21 protein-coding genes are annotated in these 20,116 nt (G+C 55.3%); 15 read left to right on the top strand and 6 right to left on the bottom strand.

Annotated elements, in window-relative coordinates:
* Positions 1 to 43: 43 nt before the first annotated feature.
* From FPT15_RS06340 to flgA, 3 genes are all read right to left on the bottom strand, one after another.
* Entirely contained in the window at positions 44 to 514 is a 471-nt protein-coding gene (locus tag FPT15_RS06340; RefSeq protein WP_145159358.1) for a flagella synthesis protein FlgN, read from the bottom strand.
* A gap of 48 nt (positions 515 to 562) precedes the next feature.
* The gene (gene flgM, locus FPT15_RS06335) at positions 563 to 886 is read right to left on the bottom strand and encodes a flagellar biosynthesis anti-sigma factor FlgM (RefSeq protein WP_145159357.1); all 324 of its coding nucleotides are present in this window, start codon (positions 884 to 886) and stop codon (positions 563 to 565) included.
* A 142-nt stretch (positions 887 to 1,028) separates the two neighbouring features.
* Positions 1,029 to 1,787 carry a flagellar basal body P-ring formation chaperone FlgA gene (flgA, locus tag FPT15_RS06330; protein ID WP_145159356.1) on the bottom strand — a complete coding sequence of 253 codons (759 nt, stop codon included), beginning with the start codon at positions 1,785 to 1,787 and terminating at the stop codon, positions 1,029 to 1,031.
* A gap of 81 nt (positions 1,788 to 1,868) precedes the next feature.
* Here flgA and FPT15_RS06325 point away from each other — a divergent pair, with 81 nt between their 5' ends.
* The 7 genes from FPT15_RS06325 to FPT15_RS06295 all read left to right on the top strand — a co-directional run bounded on the left by FPT15_RS06325 (position 1,869) and on the right by FPT15_RS06295 (position 8,257).
* Positions 1,869 to 2,801, top strand: a complete 933-nt coding sequence (locus tag FPT15_RS06325) for a chemotaxis protein CheV (RefSeq protein WP_106576132.1) — start codon at positions 1,869 to 1,871, stop codon at positions 2,799 to 2,801.
* A 43-nt stretch (positions 2,802 to 2,844) separates the two neighbouring features.
* Positions 2,845 to 3,672, top strand: a complete 828-nt coding sequence (gene cheR / locus FPT15_RS06320) for a protein-glutamate O-methyltransferase CheR (protein WP_119741973.1) — start codon at positions 2,845 to 2,847, stop codon at positions 3,670 to 3,672.
* A 353-nt stretch (positions 3,673 to 4,025) separates the two neighbouring features.
* Positions 4,026 to 4,433, top strand: a complete 408-nt coding sequence (flgB, locus tag FPT15_RS06315) for a flagellar basal body rod protein FlgB (protein ID WP_010208346.1) — start codon at positions 4,026 to 4,028, stop codon at positions 4,431 to 4,433.
* Between the two features lie 3 nt (positions 4,434 to 4,436).
* Entirely contained in the window at positions 4,437 to 4,889 is a 453-nt protein-coding gene (gene flgC, locus FPT15_RS06310) for a flagellar basal body rod protein FlgC (RefSeq protein ID WP_106576134.1), read from the top strand.
* A 16-nt stretch (positions 4,890 to 4,905) separates the two neighbouring features.
* On the top strand, positions 4,906 to 5,640 hold the full coding sequence (gene flgD / locus FPT15_RS06305) for a flagellar hook assembly protein FlgD (protein ID WP_145159355.1): 735 nt from the start codon (positions 4,906 to 4,908) through the stop codon (positions 5,638 to 5,640).
* A 31-nt stretch (positions 5,641 to 5,671) separates the two neighbouring features.
* Positions 5,672 to 6,982, top strand: coding sequence for a flagellar hook protein FlgE (flgE, locus tag FPT15_RS06300; protein WP_145159354.1), 1,311 nt, complete (start codon positions 5,672 to 5,674; stop codon positions 6,980 to 6,982).
* 189 nt (positions 6,983 to 7,171) lie between these two features.
* Entirely contained in the window at positions 7,172 to 8,257 is a 1,086-nt protein-coding gene (locus FPT15_RS06295) for a hypothetical protein (RefSeq protein ID WP_178119658.1), read from the top strand.
* A 332-nt stretch (positions 8,258 to 8,589) separates the two neighbouring features.
* Here FPT15_RS06295 and FPT15_RS06290 read toward each other — a convergent pair whose 3' ends face one another.
* On the bottom strand, positions 8,590 to 10,041 hold the full coding sequence (locus FPT15_RS06290; RefSeq protein ID WP_145159353.1) for a hypothetical protein: 1,452 nt from the start codon (positions 10,039 to 10,041) through the stop codon (positions 8,590 to 8,592).
* Positions 10,042 to 10,333: 292 nt separating this feature from the next.
* Here FPT15_RS06290 and FPT15_RS06285 point away from each other — a divergent pair, with 292 nt between their 5' ends.
* Genes FPT15_RS06285 through FPT15_RS06275 form a run of 3 tightly spaced genes read left to right on the top strand, consistent with a single transcriptional unit; the run spans position 10,334 to position 12,434 of the window.
* A complete protein-coding gene (locus tag FPT15_RS06285) occupies positions 10,334 to 10,801 on the top strand; it encodes a hypothetical protein (RefSeq protein WP_145159352.1) in 468 nt (155 codons plus the stop codon).
* A gap of 12 nt (positions 10,802 to 10,813) precedes the next feature.
* Positions 10,814 to 11,773: a hypothetical protein gene (locus FPT15_RS06280; protein WP_145159351.1), complete on the top strand. Its 960-nt coding sequence runs from the start codon at positions 10,814 to 10,816 to the stop codon at positions 11,771 to 11,773.
* On the top strand, positions 11,760 to 12,434 hold the full coding sequence (locus FPT15_RS06275) for a hypothetical protein (RefSeq protein ID WP_145159350.1): 675 nt from the start codon (positions 11,760 to 11,762) through the stop codon (positions 12,432 to 12,434). The genes FPT15_RS06280 and FPT15_RS06275 overlap by 14 nt, the downstream gene beginning before the upstream one ends.
* Before the next feature lie 122 nt (positions 12,435 to 12,556).
* On the opposite strand, the gene FPT15_RS06270 is transcribed toward FPT15_RS06275, so the two are convergent.
* Both FPT15_RS06270 and FPT15_RS06265 read right to left on the bottom strand, forming a co-directional pair.
* The gene (locus FPT15_RS06270; protein ID WP_178119657.1) at positions 12,557 to 14,263 is read right to left on the bottom strand and encodes an ATP-binding protein; all 1,707 of its coding nucleotides are present in this window, start codon (positions 14,261 to 14,263) and stop codon (positions 12,557 to 12,559) included.
* Between the two features lie 2 nt (positions 14,264 to 14,265).
* Positions 14,266 to 15,420 (bottom strand): SIR2 family protein, encoded by a 1,155-nt coding sequence (locus FPT15_RS06265; protein WP_019741364.1) that lies wholly within the window; start codon positions 15,418 to 15,420, stop codon positions 14,266 to 14,268.
* Positions 15,421 to 15,887: 467 nt separating this feature from the next.
* Here FPT15_RS06265 and FPT15_RS06260 point away from each other — a divergent pair, with 467 nt between their 5' ends.
* From FPT15_RS06260 to FPT15_RS06240, 5 genes are read left to right on the top strand one after another with little or no spacing between them, the layout of a single operon-like run.
* Positions 15,888 to 16,238, top strand: coding sequence for a metalloregulator ArsR/SmtB family transcription factor (locus FPT15_RS06260; protein WP_145159349.1), 351 nt, complete (start codon positions 15,888 to 15,890; stop codon positions 16,236 to 16,238).
* A gap of 28 nt (positions 16,239 to 16,266) precedes the next feature.
* Complete coding sequence (locus FPT15_RS06255; RefSeq protein WP_145159348.1) at positions 16,267 to 17,556, top strand: arsenic transporter; 1,290 nt, start codon at positions 16,267 to 16,269, stop codon at positions 17,554 to 17,556.
* Between the two features lie 9 nt (positions 17,557 to 17,565).
* Positions 17,566 to 18,036: an arsenate reductase ArsC gene (locus FPT15_RS06250; RefSeq protein WP_145159347.1), complete on the top strand. Its 471-nt coding sequence runs from the start codon at positions 17,566 to 17,568 to the stop codon at positions 18,034 to 18,036.
* Positions 18,036 to 18,770: an arsenical resistance protein ArsH gene (arsH, locus tag FPT15_RS06245; RefSeq protein ID WP_145159345.1), complete on the top strand. Its 735-nt coding sequence runs from the start codon at positions 18,036 to 18,038 to the stop codon at positions 18,768 to 18,770. The genes FPT15_RS06250 and arsH overlap by 1 nt, the downstream gene beginning before the upstream one ends.
* A gap of 19 nt (positions 18,771 to 18,789) precedes the next feature.
* The gene (locus FPT15_RS06240) at positions 18,790 to 19,344 is read left to right on the top strand and encodes an arsinothricin resistance N-acetyltransferase ArsN1 family B (RefSeq protein WP_145159343.1); all 555 of its coding nucleotides are present in this window, start codon (positions 18,790 to 18,792) and stop codon (positions 19,342 to 19,344) included.
* The last annotated feature ends 772 nt before the right edge of the window (positions 19,345 to 20,116 follow it).

Here is a 20,116-nt window from a genome sequence, read left to right as displayed (position 1 = left end):
CAGCATGTAGCGCGCCTTGGATAGGGCGCGCTGTAAACCACTGTCAGGCTTGGCTGCGGGTGCTTGGCTTGACCAGACGCGAGGTGGAACCCTGGGCGTTATACAGCGCCGGGGGTTCTCCGCCGTGAAGGATGCGCAACTGGTTGGCCGTCGTCGCTTGCTGCAGCTGGATCGACTGACCGTTGAGCAGGTTGGCTTCCTGGCATTGGGCAAGTAATTGATTAAGTGCGGTGCTCTGCGCCAGCAACTGATCGCCAACCGAAGAGTGGCTGGCCAATTGTGCGAGGCCGTCGTGATCAGCCGGGAGGCCCAGGCTGAGAAGAATTTCGCTGCGCTTTTTGCCGTGCTGCTCAAGCAGCACAATCAGCGACTGCTTGCGCGCCAGAATTTCTTCCAGCAAGCGCATGTCCCGGCCGTACAGGGCCAGGGACTCTTCCTTTAGCAGCTCGAGCAAATGTTGCGTCGGCGCCAGATCATCAATGATCAGTTGAAGCAAATGTTCGTCGTGGTGCATGGCTGGCCTTGGGTTTTAAGCGTCCAAAAGCCCTGCGCAGGCCTTTGCCTAGCGCTCGGCTTCGAAGTTAAGCAGCTTGCTGGCTACACGGCTGCTGTCGACTTTATAGCTGCCATCGGCAACGGCCTGTTTCAACTCGGCCACACGGGCTTTATTGACAACCGGCTGGTCGCGCAGCGAGTCAGTGACCTTTTGCAACTGTTGAGCCTCATTGCTCAAGTGAACCGATTCCCCGCTTTGGCTGGCGCTGGCCTGTTCGGTCTTGGCGGGCGCTGGCTGGGCCTTGGCTTCTACGCTGTCCTTGGCACCGCTGGTGCGCGTATTGCCGGGCAATGCCGGGGTGTTATTCAAACGACTGAAATCGATGACCATGATAAAAAAACCTCTGGGTATTTGGACGCTTGCCATGTTTTCGGCCATACCCGGACAAACTTTAGGCTCGATTGACAATAAACCTGTACAGGTCGACATCCAGAGCACAGTGTAGGAAAAGCTGGCGCTTGATACCAGTGATCTATAAAGCGACCTCGACTTGGCCTGGCGCCATCACCTGTGCCTTGATCACGCGATTGGAATTGAGGTTCTTGACCCGAATCTGTTCGCTCATGCCGCCATTGGATAGCGCCTCGCCGGGCATCTTTACCGTCAGCCCGCCGCTGCTGGCGGAAATCACCACCTGGTCGCCCTTGCGAATCACTTCAGCCTGTTCCAGATGCACCAGCGTAATCACCTGGTCGGCGACCATTGGTCGGGTAAGTTTTTGCCCGACGGCCTGGTCCACAGAGGTGAGATAACCCTGGCTGATCGAGCTGATATCCCGTTCACGCAGCGCAACGTCTTCAAACCCGATGATGCCCGTCCGTTTGAGCGGGCGTGTGACAACCACTACATCACGAAACAGTTTGACCTGCGCCGGGACGAACACAGTCCAGGGCGAGGCGCCGTCGCAGCGTACTTTGACCGTCACGCGGCCGATGGGCTGGGCGGGGCTTTCCAGGGTGGCTGTCAATTCCTTGTCGCACATGGGCATGCGCAGGCGCGGGTCCAACTGGTTCACCTGAATTTCATAACGTCCCGGCGTCTGCGTGGTCGCCAGATAATCTTCTACAGTGAATTCAAGAAAGCCTTGAGTGACGCCGATAAGGAGATCAGGCAGGGTGACATTATCTGCACGGGCCATGGTGCCCGTGCCCAAGGCAAGCAATGCCAGCCAGACGCAGACAACTCTGCGGTAGCGTGGGATGCGTCGGGAAACTGTCGTTTTAAGGTTCATAAATCAATAAATAGCAAAGCTCGTGCCGTTTAGTGTTGGGTACGCGTCGTACCCCTAAGGTTTTTGCGTAGGAGTCTGGGCATGGCAGGAGTAATGGATTCAGTAAACCAGCGCACACAGCTGGTAGGGCAGAATCGCCTGGAGTTGTTGCTTTTTCGCCTGGACGGCAAGCAGCTGTACGGCATCAACGTGTTTAAAGTGCGGGAAGTGCTGCAGTGTCCCAAACTGACGATCATGCCCAAGTCCAGTCCGGTGGTGTGTGGCGTGGCCAACATTCGTGGTGCGACCATTCCCATTCTTGACCTGGCCTTGGCCACCGGCTCTGCGGGGCTGCAGGACCGTCAGAATCCGTTCGTGATCATTACCGAATACAACACCAAGACCCAGGGTTTTCTGGTGCGCTCGGTAGAACGCATCGTCAACATGAACTGGGAGGAAATCCACCCGCCGCCCAAGGGCACGGGGCGCGATCACTACCTGACGGCGGTGACACGGGTCGATAACCAGTTGGTGGAAATCATCGACGTGGAGAAGATCCTCGCGGAAGTGGCACCGACCTCCGAGTCGATTTCGGTAGGCGTCGTCGACGCCGAAACGGCGCACAAGGCAATCTCGCTGCGCGTGCTGACCGTGGACGACTCCTCGGTCGCGCGCAAGCAAGTGAGCCGTTGCCTGCAGACCGTCGGCGTGGAAGTGGTGGCCCTCAACGACGGTCGCCAGGCCCTGGATTACCTGCGCAAGCTGGTGGATGAAGGCAAGAAGCCGGAAGAAGAATTTTTGATGATGATCTCCGACATCGAGATGCCGGAAATGGATGGCTACACGCTCACGGCCGAAATACGCAACGATCCACGCATGCAAAAATTGCATATCATCCTGCATACTTCGTTGTCGGGCGTATTCAATCAGGCGATGGTCAAGAAGGTCGGTGCCGATGACTTTCTGGCCAAATTCCGCCCTGATGACCTGGCATCCCGGGTAGTCGACCGGATCAAGGCAGCAGATCACGGCTAAGGGGAGTTCCCCTGGCGGTCACACGATTTAAGAGGCGGTATCATTGTCTACGGGTAATTTGGATTTCGAACAGTTCCGGGTCTTCCTGGAAAAAGCCTGTGGCATATTGCTCGGTGAAAACAAGCAGTACCTGGTATCCAGCCGCCTCAACAAACTGATGGAGCAGCAGGGCATCAAGTCGCTGGGCGAGTTGGTCCAGCGCATTCAGGGCCAGCCGCGCAGCGGGCTCAAGGAAATGGTGGTGGATGCCATGACCACCAACGAAACTCTGTGGTTTCGGGATACCTACCCCTTCGAAGTGCTCAAGAACAAAGTGCTGCCGGAGGCCATCAAGGCCAGCCCGGGCCAGCGTTTGCGTATCTGGTCGGCCGCTTGCTCCTCGGGGCAGGAACCGTACTCGATCTCGATGTCCATCGACGAATTCGAGCGCACGAACATGGGCCAGTTGAAGGCCGGGGCGCAGATTGTCGCCACTGACTTGTCCGGCACCATGCTCACCAATTGCAAGACCGGCGAGTACGACAGCCTGGCCTTGGGCCGTGGTTTGTCTCAGGAGCGCCTGCAACGTTACTTCGACCCCAAAGGGGCGGGGCGCTGGGCAGTCAAGGCACCGATCAAGAGCCGGGTGGAGTTTCGTTCGTTCAACCTGCTCGACAGCTACGCCAGCCTGGGCAAGTTCGACATGGTGTTCTGCCGCAACGTGCTGATCTATTTCTCGGCCGAAGTGAAGAAAGACATCCTGTTGCGCATCCACGGCACGCTCAAGCGTGGTGGGTACCTGTTCCTCGGTGCGTCCGAGGCGCTGAACGGGTTGCCGGATCATTACCAGATGGTGCAGTGCAGCCCCGGTATCATTTACCAGGCCAAGTGATGGGCAGACGAGCATTAAAAAACGGGAGGCCCGCAAAGGCCTCCCGTTTTTTATGCGCGCGATTCGGCAGGGTTCAAGCCCAGGCGACGCAATATTCAGTGTTCAGGCCGTTGCAGTGAAGGGCTGCCTGCTGAACCTGTCGTCCAAGCAGCCGTGTCACTGCCGGCAGTCTGCATAAAAGCGGCAACCGGTATTGCCGCTTTACTGGCGCCACGCGGAAGGCCGTTGCCGCTTTTCTGGCATTGCCACCGGCAAACACCCCGCAAACCCTTGAATTACGGGCCTAAATGGAATTGGCATGCGCCTTGCTATAACCCTGTTACGAAAAGCAGGTCAGCCTAAAGGTTTCCGCCATGAGCATCAGCTTCGATAAAGCGCTCGGTATCCACGAACAAGCCCTGGGCTTCCGCGCCCAGCGTGCCGAAGTCCTGGCCAACAACATTGCCAACGCCGACACCCCGAACTACAAGGCTCGGGACCTGGACTTCTCTGCCGTGCTCGCTGCACAGCAGGACAAGACCAAGAACGGCACCTTCGCCTTGAACATGACCAACAGCCGTCATATTGAAGCGCAAGGCTTGAGCAATGGTGACGAGTCGTTGCTGTATCGCACGCCGATGCAGCCATCGATCGACCAGAACACCGTCGACGCCCAGCTGGAGCAATCGGCCTACGCCGAAAACTCGGTGAACTTCCAGGCCAGCTTCACCCTGCTCAACAGCAAATTCAAAGGGCTGATGTCAGCCCTGCGTGGAGAGTAAGCCATGTCCTTAGCCAGTGTTTTCAATATTGCCGGCAGTGGCATGAGCGCGCAGACCACGCGCCTGAACACCGTCGCCAGTAACATCGCCAACGCCGAGACCGTGTCTTCGAGCATTGACCAGACCTACCGTGCCCGTCACCCGGTGTTCGCCACCATGTTTCAGGACGGCCAAAGTGGCCAGAGCGGTAGCGGCGACTCGCTGTTCCAGAACCAGGACGCCGCAGGCCAGGGCGTGCAGGTGCTTGGCGTGGTCGAAGACCAGAGCAATCTGGAAGCCCGCTACGAACCCAACCATCCCGCCGCGAACGAAAAGGGTTACGTGTACTACCCCAACGTCAACGTGGTCGAGGAAATGGCCGACATGATTTCCGCCAGCCGCTCGTTCCAAACCAACGCGGAAATGATGAACACCGCCAAAACCATGATGCAGAAGGTCCTGACCCTGGGTCAGTGATAAGGGGCGCCAAATAATGGCCATTGTTGATAGCACTTCTACGACAACCAACACGCCGGTTCAGGACCTTTTCAACTCCAAGGTCAAGACCTCGACGGACAACAGCGGCCTCGCTTCGGTGGCCACGACGGCCACCGGTAACCAGGCGCTGGGTAAAGATGCATTCCTGCAGCTGCTGGTAACCCAGCTGAAAAACCAGGACCCGCTGTCGCCACAGGACAACGGCGCCTTCGTGGCCCAGCTGGCTCAGTTCAGCAGCCTGGAAGGCATCAACACCCTGAACGATTCGGTGAATGCGATCTCCAGCAACTTCAGCTCCTCGCAAGCGCTGCAGGCGTCGTCGATGGTCGGGCGTTCGATCATCACCCAGACCGACAAGGCCATGGTTGACACCAGCAAGAGCATGACCGGCTCGGTGGCGGTGACCGCGGCGACGGGCAACGTCTCCGTGAAGATCACCGACAAGGACGGCAACGTGGTCCGCACCCTCGACATGGGTGCCCAAAGCGCCGGTGATTCCAGCTTTATCTGGGATGGCAAGGACGACAACGGCGAGGTCGCCCCCGCCGGGACTTATACCTTCGCGGCCAGCACCAAAAATGATACGGGCGACTCGGTTGCCTTGTTGACCTCGCTGCCGGCAACAGTGACCAGCGTGACGTTGAGCCAGACCGGCGGCGAAATGCTGCTCAACCTTGCCGGCGGCATGGGCAGCGTCAAGCTGTCGCAAATTCAGACTATCGGTACATAGAGCCGGCTAAATACGGCAGAAGGAGAGAAACATGTCTTTTAACATCGGCCTTAGCGGCCTCTATGCGGCCAACAAACAACTGGACGTGACCGGCAACAACATCGCCAACGTCGCGACCACGGGCTTCAAGTCGTCCCGTGCCGAGTTCTCGGACATCTACGCCGCGTCCAAGCTGGGCACCGGCCAGAACAGTGTCGGCAGTGGTGTAAACCTGGCCGCCGTTTCCCAGCAGTTCACCCAGGGTGACGTCAACAACACCGGTGGTCTGCTGGACATGGCGATCCAGGGCGGCGGCTTCTTCGTTCAGAAGGGCAGTGACGGCTCGCTGGAATACACCCGCAGCGGTGCCTTCCGTTCGGATAAGGATGGCTACATCACCAACAACACCGGCACCTCGCGTCTGCAAGGCTACGCGGCGGACGCCGACGGCAACATCATCAAGGGCGCGCTGACCGACCTGCAATTGAACCTGTCGAACCTGCCACCCAAGGCGTCCACCAAAGTCGATTCCACCAGTAACCTGAACTCGTCTTCGCCGGTGATCGATCAAACGACCAAGCCGTTTGATCCAACAGACTCCACCACCTTCAGCACCCAATACAACACCACCTTGTATGACACCCAGGGCAACGCCCACCCAATGGTGCAATACCTGGTGAAAACAGATTCCAACACCTGGAAATCCTACACCCTGATCGATGGCCGTAACCCTGACGGTTCGGCGCCTACCGGCACAGGCTCGACGCCGCCGGTAGCCTCGACGTTGAGCTTCGACGGTTCCGGCAAGCTCACCGGGATTGTCACGGGCACCACTTCCAGCACCACCTTGCAGCTGACCGGCTGGGTGCCAGGCACAGTGACCGACGGCGTGTGGACCCAAAACGGTGCGAACGCCAACCCTGGTGGGATTGCTATCAACATGAGCAACATCACCCAGTACAACTCGGCCACCTACCGTAACCCACCGGTCACCGATGGCTACGCCACCGGCCAGATCACCGGCCTGAACATTGACGGTAACGGCGTATTGTTCGCCACTTTCAGCAACCAGCAGAGCAAGTCCATCGGCCAGCTTTCCCTGGCCAGCTTCAACAACGAACAAGGCCTGCAGCCGGCGGGCGGCACCACTTGGAAAGAAACCTATGCATCGGGCCAGCCGGGTTACGACACCCCGCAAGCCGGTACCCTGGGTTCGATCGTGTCCAAATCCCTGGAGAACTCCAACGTCAACCTGACCAACGAGCTGGTGGACCTGATCAAGGCCCAGAGCAACTATCAGGCGAACGCCAAGACCATCTCCACTCAGAGCACCATCATGCAGACCATCATTCAGATGACCTGATGCTGTTGGCCTGACGCGCACGCGCAACAAAAGCCCCTCGATCGAGGGGCTTTTTTTTGCCTGCCATTTGGCATCGGGGAATATTCCCACCTCTCGCCTGATTACAGCCGACAGGCCCGTGTTGGAACCGGCCACACGGTTCTTCCCACTCATCAAGCCTCAACGTGTTCGATCACAAGGTGGCTCGGTATGGGAAGTTCGTCGATGTCCGGCCAAGGGGCTGGAGGTGTGCGTTATGGCGTTGGGTGGGCAGGGCAGTTCCTGAATGGCGTCAGCCGATCAGAGGGCAACCGGGATGCGTTCGATGCCGATAAAGAGGCGGTCACGCAGCTTCTCAGGCAGTTGGATGACGCCGAGAAAACCTCCAAAAACCAGACGGTCCAGGACCTGCGCGACAAGCTCAATGACAAGCGAAACGCGCTGGGAGAGGAAAAATTCAAAGCGATCCTTGAGCAGCTGAAGCGCGATGCCGTCACGGATTTTCTTGCGCTGTTGAAGAGGCTGTTTCCGGAGCTGTTTGCAGATGACGCGACTCCGTCTCCAACACCGCGTCCCACACCGTCGCCAGATCGCGGTGGCGGTGGGGGTGATGGCGGCCGGGTTAATCCAAGCGATTTTGGCGGCAGTGAGCCCATGAGTAATCTGCCGATTACCGAGGGCTCCAAGCATTTCAACTACAAGCCGGACGCAAGTAACCCGGGCAAGAAGCCGGACAATATCTGGAGTGGATTCAGCCAGGGGCCTGATGGTAATTGCGTCACGGTTGCCGCGATAAAGGGGGCGATGATGAAGTTTGGGCAGAAGCCCACTGATGTTTTCGCTGAGGTGCATGAGACCGCTGGTGGCTATCACGTCAAGATGCGCGATGGGTTCGAACTGGATTTATCCAAGGCTGAACTGAGGTACGCCGCCAGTTACGCGCAGTTCAAGGGGGACAACCCCTCGATGATGACCGACGCCAACTTCATGTACGCGGTGAGTGCCAAGCGTGCACAGATGGAAGGGAATGGTTTTGATGACAATCCCGAGGCTTCAAAACAGAGTTTTGCGCATGCGATGCAAAGCTTGAACAACGGTGAGATGGGGCAAGAGGCGCTGGACCGGCTTGGGTTGAAGGGCCTCTACAAAGCCTCTTCGAGTTCGGAGCTGGCAAGCGGCACACTGGGCGTTGTTGACTATGGCGGCCATTCAATGGCGGTGATTGGCGGGCGCGTGGAGTTGTGGGGAGGGCGGGGCGGCGCTCCCCAGGAAGGCAACGCCTACGAATTCGTTTAGCGTAAAAACAAAAAAACCGATAAACCCACTGCAGCAGGGTCTATCGGTTTTTTTCAACCCCGGGCAATCAAGCCCGGGATCAGCTCAGCTTACTGACATAAGCGTTATGTTCAAGGCCGTATACTTCTCTCTGGGCCAGTATTCACTAGGCCTGCAGCGTTATCGCGGCGGAAAAATACCTGTGAAATGTATACATTTGTAGGTTTTCCGCTTAAAAAGCTCACGAAAGTATACGAAAATCGCCGGACAAATTATACCTTGAAATTTTCGTTCTCCGAGTCACCTCGCCTCCTCTTGGAGGGTATCACTCTCTCTCTAGCAGGACGTCCCCGCTACTCAATCGTCTTGATGGTTGTGAGGATCCGCTGAAGCTTTTCCGGGTCGTCGAAGTAGGCCATGTCGTTGATCACAACGGTGCGCAGTTGCGGCACCGCCGCGTTTATGGTGACTTCAATTTCATCAATGATCGGCATGATCAGGGGAAGATCCAGCTGAAACCTCGCTTTCAGCTGTTCATCCGTGGTGCATCCAGCGTGCAGCCCGTCGAACAGCGCTATACGTCTCGGTCTATCCGGATCGGGATCTGGAAACCCACTATAATCGCCAGCAAAGATACGTCGACTGCTCTCAAGGCATTCCTCCAGTATCGAATCCATCAGGGTCTGCTTGGTGAGCCCCAGATGAGGGTGCATATGCTTGAGCGCTGCTTTTGGACTCGCCCTAGACATAACGCTAGGGAGAATCCGCTTGCTTAGATATTGAGCTACGACGCTGAGCGTGAATGGAAGCACCAGCCCTGTGTGGACGTAAGGCTCTGTGAGCTTTTTCACCATTTCAGGCATGATGAGCGACGCGGCGTAGTCATGAGTTTTGATGTCCAGAAAAAGGCGCACGTCAGAAACCTTTTTTATCAGTTCAGAGAAGCCTTCTTTGCCAAGAAACTTAAAATAATTTTCCGAGTAGCCGAAGAGGTCGACATTGCCCAAAACGACTTGGAATTCAGGAGGCACCGCAGACAGACGCTTGTACAGATCGCTCAGGCTTTGATCTGTCAGAAATTTTATGCCGGATTCCTCCAGCTTCTGAGTAAGAATTTCCTCAAAGCTGCTTGAGTCCAAGACGGGTAGTGTCCTGAAAAATCTCGACATCACGATTGGATAGCTAGCCAAACTAAGATTTAGGTCAACGCCGGTAAACGGCTTCACCGTTACCGCGTCTAGCGCCCTCGCTATGTGCTCAAGTGCTTGCTGCTCGTCATAGGCCTTGAACGTAGCGTATTTTTCTTTCAACCCCTGAATGATTCTGAGTAAATTTCCGGATTCGACTTCCTTCTTGCTTTCAGCCTTGAACGCTGAGAGCAGCGTGACGGCGGGCTCGAAGTAACCGCCGCTAGCGTAAAGGTGATATTCAAATTCCCGTGGCGAAGGCATCAATTCATCTTCAGCGATTGTAAACATCAAAAACTTTGTTATTTCCTCCATCACCTCTGGTCGCGACATCTTTTTTTGGAGTTTTTTGCATTGGATTAGCCCGGCAACATCACCCTGGCGGTACAGAAGACAATCCCTTCCTCGCTCACCCACGCCTTTCATCAATACAACTCGGTCGAAGCTCGCATAGTCATTGCTCCGGATCCTTGCCTCTATCAGCGAGTACACCATTATCTCGAATTCACGATCTCCGAGCTCGTTCAGCGGCAACATCGCCAATCCAGAGCCTAAAGCGTGGGGCTTGTAGCCATGGGCGACCTCATCATCGATCTGGCTTTGAGCTACGGAGTTCATGTTAAATCCTCGTGCGGAAGAGAGCCGCTATTGCCATCACTGCGCGACGACAATTTTCGTTTTCGAAAGCCAGGTTAGCAACAATGTAGGTGCGCATGGAGCTTGCTGGCACAGCTTCCAGTCAACGAGGCTAGCGTGGGCATAGGGGATCAGATGCGTCGGCGCAGCGCTTCACTATTTTTCTGGATAGTGGTGCCTTCCAAAACTCAAATGCATGCCACCAAACGGGCGACGGCGTTTTACCTAGTCTCCCGTGCTACATTGGCACATCGCCATGTAGGAGTTCAGTGTGATGCCCAGCTCGACGACAGACGCAGAAAAGGCAGTATCACCTTTGCTCGCGAGAAGCGCGGTACCCAGATCTGGCACAGATAATCTACCCGGTTATTACTCTACTCATCACGACATGTGGGTCGTTGAAACTCCGGACGGAGTCAAGCCCATTATTGCTCGCGGAGCGCTAGATGAGCTTCTCACTAAGACTAAAGTCAACGGTGAGGATGATGACGACTCGTTCATCATGCTGGAAACACTAACAAAAACATCCCAAACCCCCGAGGCTGACGACGACTTCACGCGTCCGGGTCAGAGATCCCACCTGCTTCAACTGATTACTAAAACAGATACGGTGGTTGAGGAGGACGATCCAGGGGATCGCAACTTCATGCTGGAGCTGATGACCAAAACTGAGGCTGAGCTTGAAAACGACGATCCGGGCAGTGAGCAGTTCGGACTAGACAACCGTTTCTACTTAGACTGAGGCTGGGCTGTCATGTTTTTGCTAGTTACAAACTGCCGCGATATAACGATGGACTATGTCGTCGCAGAGCTCCAGCGGCGGGGCCTGCCTTACTTTAGGCTGAACACAGAATTGCTCCCTCAATCTCGAAGTTCGATGGGCGTTGTTAGCGTCGACGATTGGGCGATTGAACAGAATGGCAAGACGGTCTCGGGGCAAAAAGTAACAGCCGCATATTTCCGCCGACCGGGTGCTCCTCAGGCTCCAGAATTAGTGAAAGATCATGGTGAGCGCGCCTACATTGAGGCTGAGTGGGGCAGCTTTCTCAAAAGTCTGTATTTCCGCCTGGAGGGCCGTTGGTTCAGCGACCCTATCCAAATATTTCTGGCTGAGGACAAACCTCGACAGCTCATTACCGCGCATCAACTCGGTTTCAACATCCCCAACACCGTAATCACCAACCGGTTGCAGTCTGTAGAGTCTATAACAGCAGAAGGCCGCGCTGTGGGGAAGCCGCTGCGACAAGCCGTTTTGCCTGGTGCGCTAGAAAAGGTGATGTTCACGTCGCGACTGCAACCATTGGCCTCAGCGGATGAGCCAGCTCTTGGTCTCGCTCCGCTAATAGTCCAGGCGGAGGTGCTCAAGAAATATGATGTCCGTGTCACCGTTGTTGGTTTTCAGGTATTTGCCACTGCCATCTGGTCTCAGGAAAAAGAAGAAACTGAGGTTGATTGGCGTCGAGGTAGCCACCCTGATTTAAGGCATGAGCCAATCAGCCTGCCTAATGAGGCGCTAAACCAATGCCGTGAGCTAGTACGGCGGTTGAATCTGCGTTATGGCGCTATTGATTTGGTATGCGATCGAGACGGGAAGCTCTGGTTCTTAGAGGTCAATCCAAACGGGCAGTGGGCTTGGATCGAGAATCAAACGGGATACCCAATTGCTAGCGCAATCGTTGATGAGCTGGAGAGTATTCGAGATGGCTCGGTTTGACATGCAGTTTTTTTGGCCGTCCCTCGTCCCTGCTACGCCCGATCAGGCTGCGGCGAGCGCTCAAATGCGCGATGGATGGAAAGCGTCGGTCAGCAATGGTGATTGGGACGCTGAGAGCGAGATCGCCCTAGAAGAAGCTCGTCGCATGTACGATGCGGAACAGGAAAGGCGCAAAGGGGCCGATGCGAAGGCCGGTGTTTATCTCGCGGCGGTGACTGCGCTCATCCCAGTATTGGCGTCTTTGTTGCCTAGCCTTTGGAGCGATAAAGCCAGCAAAGCCTTGGGTGTCATATGTTTAATCGTATTTGCCCTCGCAGTCGCCTACGTCATTCGGGCTGGCTACAGTGCGTTCTGCGTATTGCGTGTGAGCTCGGCCCATACAGTAGGGGCCGACGACATCTCGCGCTGCTGGGCGACACAAAAGCCTGCAGCGAGCTTGGCGAAATGTATTGCCATCGCCGTCATCGATAATTATCCGGGCAATAACGCAAAAGTGAGCCATATCAAGCTCGCCCATGAGTATCTATTAAGGGCATTTGTCGTATTTACGGTGCTGCTGGGTGTGCAGGCATTGTGGCCATGCGCTGCATGGATAATCGAAGAGATCGCCAAATATATGGCTCCAGCGATCAAGTACCCGTTGATGATGTGCATTTCATAGTTGAGCTCTCGCCCTCAGCGATAGCATGGGCGCCGACCGTAGGCGCCCTACCTATAAGTGTTTGAATTCTAAGGCACTTATAAAGCCTCAGAACTGCGATGCTGGCTGAACGGATTTCGACTTCACCATAGTTCCTGAAAGCTCGGCCCGTCCGACTTTGGAGGCTGGGTGGGACGTCCGATCTGAATAGTTACAGGGATTGGAAAATCTACACCTACCAATGCCACCTCACCTTGTTTCAGATTGGGCAAGAACGCTGCAGCGGAACGATCCAGCTCTCCACACGCACGCTCGACCACTTCTCGGTCACGGTCATTTGTAAGGCGATGCACGAGCAACGTGCCCATCTGACTCAGCACTCCCTCTGTGATGTCTCGCGGTCGCTGAGTCACCAGGCAGATGTTAAGCCCGAATTTTCGTCCCTCTTTCGCGATGAGTTCGAACGCATCCAAGTTCTGAACGTCGTCTTCATTCCCTAATGTTTTTCCTAGGAAATTGTGAGCTTCGTCCAAGATGACGATTAGCGGGCGCTGCCTGAAAGACTCGTTGCGTGCTCGAAGCAATAACAGTCTGCCGATAGCGTTGGCGATGACTTCTCTCGCGTTGAACTCATAGCCAACTGAGCTGAGGCATATTCTGAATAGCCGCTTTTCACCGGCAATAAATTCATCCAGATGTTCAACTAAACTCGGTAGGCCCTGAGCTGGGCTAAATACGCTGCTCAACGAAGGGGAGTCCATTACGCTCATGATTCGTGTCATAAGAGAGGAGCAATAAGATAGCTCGCTACTCGCAGCGCCCCATCTAGTCATATCGTTGTTATGGCCGGTCGGGTAGCAGCATTCCTCGACAATCTGCCGAACCAACATGCCCGGATCGAAGGGTAGATTTGGATTACCTACCCTGTTGGCGTTGTCGTCCCTGTTCATCGCCCGACGGAAATCAGCTTTGAGTTGACTTACTTTCGGGACATACCCTCCTGGGAAGATATCTGGAGCCAACGCTGCCAGTCTCAGGCTCTTGATGGCTTCTCTGAGTTTCGGGCCTTGGGTTTTACCAGATGGCTGAAAGAGTGCAATGAAATCAGTCTCATTGAAGCAGGTGGGTGGAATGCCTACCTCAAGTGAGCCTGTCGTGCGATGCAGCGGGTTTCCAAGATGTTGATGTGTTGAGTCCTCCCCCTCAAGCGACCGGTACTCCCCGGTAGCGTCCACAAGCACGATCTTGCAGGCATATCGACGACACTCCTCAATAAGCTTTGAAGTCGTCCAGCTTTTCCCTCCCCCAGTTGAGCCCAAGATCGCGCAATGCCGACCAAAGAGTTTTTCTGGCGTTACAGCAATCGCGAAACCGCCGTCCCCAGAAACATGTCCGAGGTTAAGCGTTACGCGGGGAGACTCTCCATTTATTCCGCTCGAAATCAATGTTGGGATTTTGGAGATAAACGAGCCCGGTGCTGAGTAAACCCGGTCTCCCAATCGTGGGTAGGAGCTGACGCCTGCAGTGACTTTCAAGGTGTGAGGGTGAACAGACCCCAGCAGGCGGATAAAGCCGATCGCGTCAATAGCATGCGTGCCAGCAAAATCTTGGGAAATCTCGGTACGCTCGCGATCAGGTAGGTTCACCTCGGTGATGCGTCCTAAGAGCACTGCCTGCTGACCCTCGATCAGAACCAGTTCCCCCACCTCACCCTTGCCATAGCGATTTTGACCGAGATATCGACCGCTGTTCTCTCCAGCATGTGCCAAGTTGATTTTGATCAACTGCGCAGCCACGCTGGTGACCACCCCGATTTTAAGCGTGCTAAGGAGTATTCCTTCTGGGGACATGATTACCTACCGATCCGTTTGACTGCGTTCGCCAAATTCTCAGCTGGCGAAGCCGTGCGTAGGTGGGGGATATGCGCGGCCAGATCGCTGAATGAACCACTAACAAAATGGACGTCGAAACCACGCTGAGCGAGATCGCGGAATTTTCCCCAGTAGGCGCTCGATCCATTATCCCCACGATTGTGGACATGGCTGATGCCACTGTAGTCGCAAAGAATCAGCTTCAGGCTAGGGTTGGATTGCAAGGCTGAATAGATCGGTTCGGAAAGGTGGTCATCGTTAAACCCGAATCCTGACACAACCAGACAGCTGTTTGGTTGACGTAAAAACTCCAGAAATCTTGAAAGCAGCTCCAAGTGGGGTTGAAGAAACGCTTGCTGGTATTTTCCTTTTGCGGGATATATCAGGCACGCGTTTTCCGGCGTCGGTCGGCTGTCCTCATAGATTTCATGACCATCACGGCTCCAGCTGACTGATCCGTGTAGCTTCAGCAGTTGAAAAATGCCTTCGGCAAACTCGTGGCTGTCTGCCTCCCGGCGCACGATGTCGTACGTGAAATGTTTGCCGTCAAACCGGCGTCTGCGGGTGTAGGAAAATCCGTCAATAATGACCATGCCCAGTTCCGACGCTGCCGTTTCAAAACACATGTCATAGTTTGTCGTAAACACCTTCAGGCGCGGGTCACGAACCCTTCTCCTAGCCAGCTTCTGGAGGAGTTCACGATATGCCGATATGTCTGAAGTGGGCAGAGTAATGAACGTTGAGCAAGCGTGTAGGATTTGCTCCTTCACGCGTGCGACAAACTCTTCGACGACTGGGTCGTCATTGAACGCCAGGTAGGCGTCGCACTGTGATAAGAAATGCTCAATGTTCGGATTATCGCGCTCGGCGTAACGGACACGCTCAGTAACCTGCTGGCCGGCAGCTGTCAGCGCATGAGTCTGCGGGTCACACATCGAGTCTTGCCATAGCTTCCACATGCTAGGCCCGCCTGGGTTACCTAGAGATGTACCGCTTCCAGCAAAAAAACCTAAGTTAGGTACCTGAAGAGCAGACGAAAACATCTCGCTAAGCCTATTCCTGTTCGAGCTGATCACATTTTCATCATCAGGCTCGACGCCCTTCAGGACTTGATAAGCCTCAGCTGTCAGCGGCATCCACTCACTAGCACCTGGTGGAAGGTATGCCTGCTGCCCTTGGTACGTGGGTGGGAGAGAAATTACAGGCAGTCGTGGTGGAGGGACAAATGGAGGTGCATCGACTGGCATAGAACACGTTCCTGTGTTGTGAAATAAAAGCCATACAGCCCCGGCCTTTCAACCGTTCCCAAGCTGCCTGCTTGATATCTGCTTGGCATCATATCGCAAGCGGACTTAGCGACGTATGGCAGATCGCCTACACCGGAGCCGAGTCAGATGGGGAGTCCATGGGGAATCAACTAGGCCCCAAATCGTCGATCACATGCAAGCTGGCGAGTGCTGATCTCGCGGTATCGCTGCCTTTGAAGTGAACCTCAACCTCCGATACCTGGATCATCAAGTCCGGTCGCTAGTCATTTGTGCAAGCGAACTGAATGTGTTTATATCTGTATATTCGGTTATCCACATATCTAGGTCGATTGCTTATGAACCTTGCACCACACACCTTCTTCAAGTGCCTGGGAGACGAAACCCGCGCTCGGATCATGCTCATGCTGTCCGCAGAGGGTGAGCTGTGCGTGTGCGAGTTGATCTGGGCACTGGACGATAACCAGTCGAAGGTTTCCAGGCACCTTGCACAGTTGCGTGCTTGCGGGTTACTCGCGGATCGCAGGCAAGGTCAGTGGGTTTACTACCGGCTGCATCCCGAGCTGGAACAATGGGCGCTGGATGTTTTGAACGTCACTACGCAGGCCCACCTGTCTTGGGTTAACGACCATCAAGGACGGCTGGCTTCCATGGAAGACCGGCCCGTACGCCAGGCCTCCTGCTGCTGACCTCCTGATCTGGAACATACTCATACTCATGCTCATCGCTGCGTCGATTTTCGTAGTTACGCTCGTCCTTGTTATCTGGCAACCCAAGGGGTTAGGTGTCGGTTGGAGCGCGGCAGCGGGTGCCGTTCTGGCACTACTGACTGGCGTCGTGAGTCTGGGGGATGTGCCGGTGGTGTGGCACATCGTTTGGAACGCTTCCGCGACTTTCATCGCCGTAATCATCATCAGTTTGCTGCTTGATGAAGCGGGCTTCTTCAAATGGGCAGCGCTTCATGTTGCCCGCTGGGGCGGTGGGAAAGGCGGGCGCCTGTTTGCTTTGATGATCTTGCTCGGGGCAGCCGTCTCGGCGCTTTTCGCCAACGACGGCGCAGCACTGATCCTCACTCCCATCGTTATAGCGATGCTCACGGCGTTGCGCTTTAGCCCTGCATCGACCCTGGCGTTCGTGATGGCCGCAGGCTTTATCGCCGATACCGCCAGTCTGCCCATGGTGGTGTCGAACCTGGTCAACATCGTTTCGGCTGACTTTTTCAGCGTAGGTTTCGGGGAGTACGCTTCAGTCATGTGGCCAGTGAACCTAGTGGCAGTGGCCGCGACGCTGTTCATGCTCTGGATGTTTTATCGAAAGGACATTCCCGCCCACTACGACGCGAATCAGCTTGAGGCGCCAGAGGCTGTGATTCGTGACCGGGCGACTTTCATTGCTGGCTGGTGGGTGCTTGGCCTATTACTGGTTGGCCTGTTCGCACTGGAACCGCTAGGCATCCCCATCAGCGCCGTCGCTGCTGTGTGTGCGGTGATCCTGCTGGTCATCGCAGGGAAAGGCCACATCATCTCGACGAGGAAAGTCATCAAGCACGCACCCTGGCAGATCGTAGTGTTCTCGTTGGGCATGTATCTGGTGGTCTACGGCCTGCGCAATGCTGGTCTGACTGACTCCCTCTCGGGGTTGCTTAACACGTTTGCCGAGCATGGACTGTGGGCCGCTACCTTGGGCACGGGCATCACCGCTGCGCTGCTGTCCTCGATCATGAACAACATGCCGAGTGTGCTTATCGGCGCTCTGTCCATTCAGGGTAGCGACGCCACCGGATTCGTGCGTGAGGCCATGATCTACGCAAATGTCATCGGTTGCGATCTCGGCCCAAAGATTACGCCAATCGGAAGTCTGGCCACGCTGCTGTGGCTGCATGTCCTGGCGCAGAAAAATATCCGTATCACCTGGGGCTACTACTTCAAAGTCGGAAGCATCCTCACCCTCCCTATCTTGCTGCCAACGCTTGCGGCACTGGCGTTGCGGCTGAGCATTCCCGTCTAGGAGATACCCATGAAAGTACTGTTTATGTGCACGGCCAACAGCTGTCGGAGCGTTCTCTCGGAGGGGCTGTTCAACCACTCGGCCCCGAATGGTTTTACTGCCGTTAGTTCAGGTAGCTTCCCTAGTGGGCAACTGAATCCCCGCGCTGTGAGCACGCTACAAGCGCTGGCCATCGACACCACAGATCTCTACAGCAAAGGCTCAGAGGTCTTTTCGGAATCACCACCGGATGTGGTTATCACCGTCTGTGACAAGGCCGGGGGCGAGCCATGCCCGGTCTATTTTGGGCCTGCTGTCAAAAGCCACTGGGGCCTTGCCGACCCTTCCGATGTTGAAGGAACGGACAGCGACATACAGGCCGCATTTGACTCGACCGTCGTCCAGATCAGAAAGCGTTTCGAAGCGTTCTTCAGTCTGAATCATTCGACGCTTACGCCGCAGGAACTGAAGCGCGAGCTAGATCGTATAGGTGAGCTGTGATGGACGAATTTTCCTCGGAGAGCAGTCCGGATCTTCCAAATCTGGATCTTTCACTGGTTGATATCCCCACACTGGATCTGCTGCAGGGCCACGATCAACCGGCCCACAAGCCGCGTATTTTGTTGTTGTATGGTTCAACCCGTGAGCGCTCTTTCAGCAGGCTGTTGACTCAGGAGGCCGCACGCATCCTGACTCTAATAGGAGCCGAGGCCGTGATCTTCGACCCATCAGGTCTGCCTCTCCCTGATGACGCTCCGGAAGACCATCCAAAGGTAAAAGAGCTGCGGGATCTGGTTCTATGGTCGGAGGGACAGGTTTGGTGTTCGCCAGAGCGTCACGGTGCAATGTCTGCTGTGTTCAAAGCCCAAGTCGACTGGATTCCTCTCACGATGGGGGCTGTGCGACCTAGTCAGGGTAAAACCCTTGCCGTAATGCAGGTCTGCGGTGGATCACAGTCCTTTAACACGGTAAACCAGCTGCGGATCCTCGGGCGCTGGATGCGGATGATCACCATCCCAAACCAGTCGTCAGTACCCAAGGCCTTCCTGGAGTTCGACGACGTAGGGCGTATGAAGCCATCTGCCTACTACGACCGTGTGGTGGATGTGATGGAGGAACTGATGAAGTTCACGCTGATGGTTCGGGGCCGGGAAACGTATCTGGTAGACCGCTACTCCGAGCGTAAGGAAAGCGCTGAGGCACTCTCGAAACGGGTCAACCAAAGATCGATTTGAGCCACCAAGGGGATAAAGGATGAGTAACATCACCACAGTCAGGATTGCGCAGCTTTCGGACGCGCAAGCCATCCAGGCAATCTACGCACCGATGGTCGAGCGTACCGCGATTTCGTTCGAGCTAGAGTCCCCTCCAGTCGAAGAGATGGCCAAGCGGATTGAATCGACTTTGCGGACTTACCCCTACCTCGTAGCGGAGCGAGACGGCCAGGTTATCGGCTATGCATACGCCAGTCAGCATCGTGCTCGTGAGGCCTATCGCTGGTCGGTCGACGTCACGGTCTATATAGCGCCAAACGCACACCGTAGCGGCGTTGGCCGGGCTCTCTATGACGTATTGCTGCCGACACTGGAAAGGCAAGGCTTTCACGCAGCCTATGCCGGCATCGCGCTACCCAACGATGGCAGCGTGGGGCTACACGAAGCACTTGGCTTCGCTCACATCGGTACGTATCCAGAAGTTGGATTCAAGCACGGCGTCTGGCATGACGTCGGGTATTGGCGAATTGCGCTGAATGTCACGAATCCGCCAAAACCGCCCGTGCCTTTCAGTGAGAGCAGCCCGAAACTTTAGATGGTCGCACTCCAGGTCGGCAACTGACTTGGTCGTAATGAGTTGAACAGAATCCAATTTGACCCCGTATTCTTATCAAGACCTTGCCTGAGGTTGCTATTAGATTTCATTTTTCCGAGATGCTCAGCTTGCTATGAGTACGGGCTTGACTTGGGTACTGAGGATTTGAGTCTGGGAAAGTGGTCAGGTCGAATGAAATTGGGTGGTCAAGTCGAATAGAATCAGGCAGGTCTAGTGAGTGTAATTAAACATGCAGGCCTTGGCAGAGTGGGCGATCCACTCAAAAAAAAGCCCACAAAATGGCTTTGTGACAAGCCGATGTATGAATGGATGGATTCTTGAATGTCGGATTCTTTGGCTATCTCCAACGAGATGCTGTCCAACCCTGTGGGCGTCAGTGCGCTCATCATTTCTCTTGCGTCCCTACTCATGACGGTCAATTTGTGGAAGCGAGCGAACCGTCCCATCTTGACGGCCAGAGTCACTACCCACTCCGGAGGCTCTGAAGGGATTGCGCTGAACCTATTGATTGAGAACACTGGAAATCGCCCGGCCTGCGAAGTGAGGCTCAGAGCCAGGGAGCGGGACGTCCGGGCTGCATTAGTCGATCCGACATCCACGCAATTGCCCAGCGATGCCAGGAGGTGTTTTTTTTCGAACATAATCATTCCTGTGCTAGCTAACGGAAAGACTGCATCCAATGCATTTGGCGTGCTCGGCGGGGAAAAGGCTACGTGGAGGAGCGGTGCCAAATTTTCTGTTCAAATACGGT

Source organism: Pseudomonas sp. RGB, assembly GCF_007713445.1.
GTDB lineage: Bacteria > Pseudomonadota > Gammaproteobacteria > Pseudomonadales > Pseudomonadaceae > Aquipseudomonas.
Note: the sequence above shows the minus strand (reverse complement) of the source record. Positions and strands in the feature narration are given on the sequence as shown.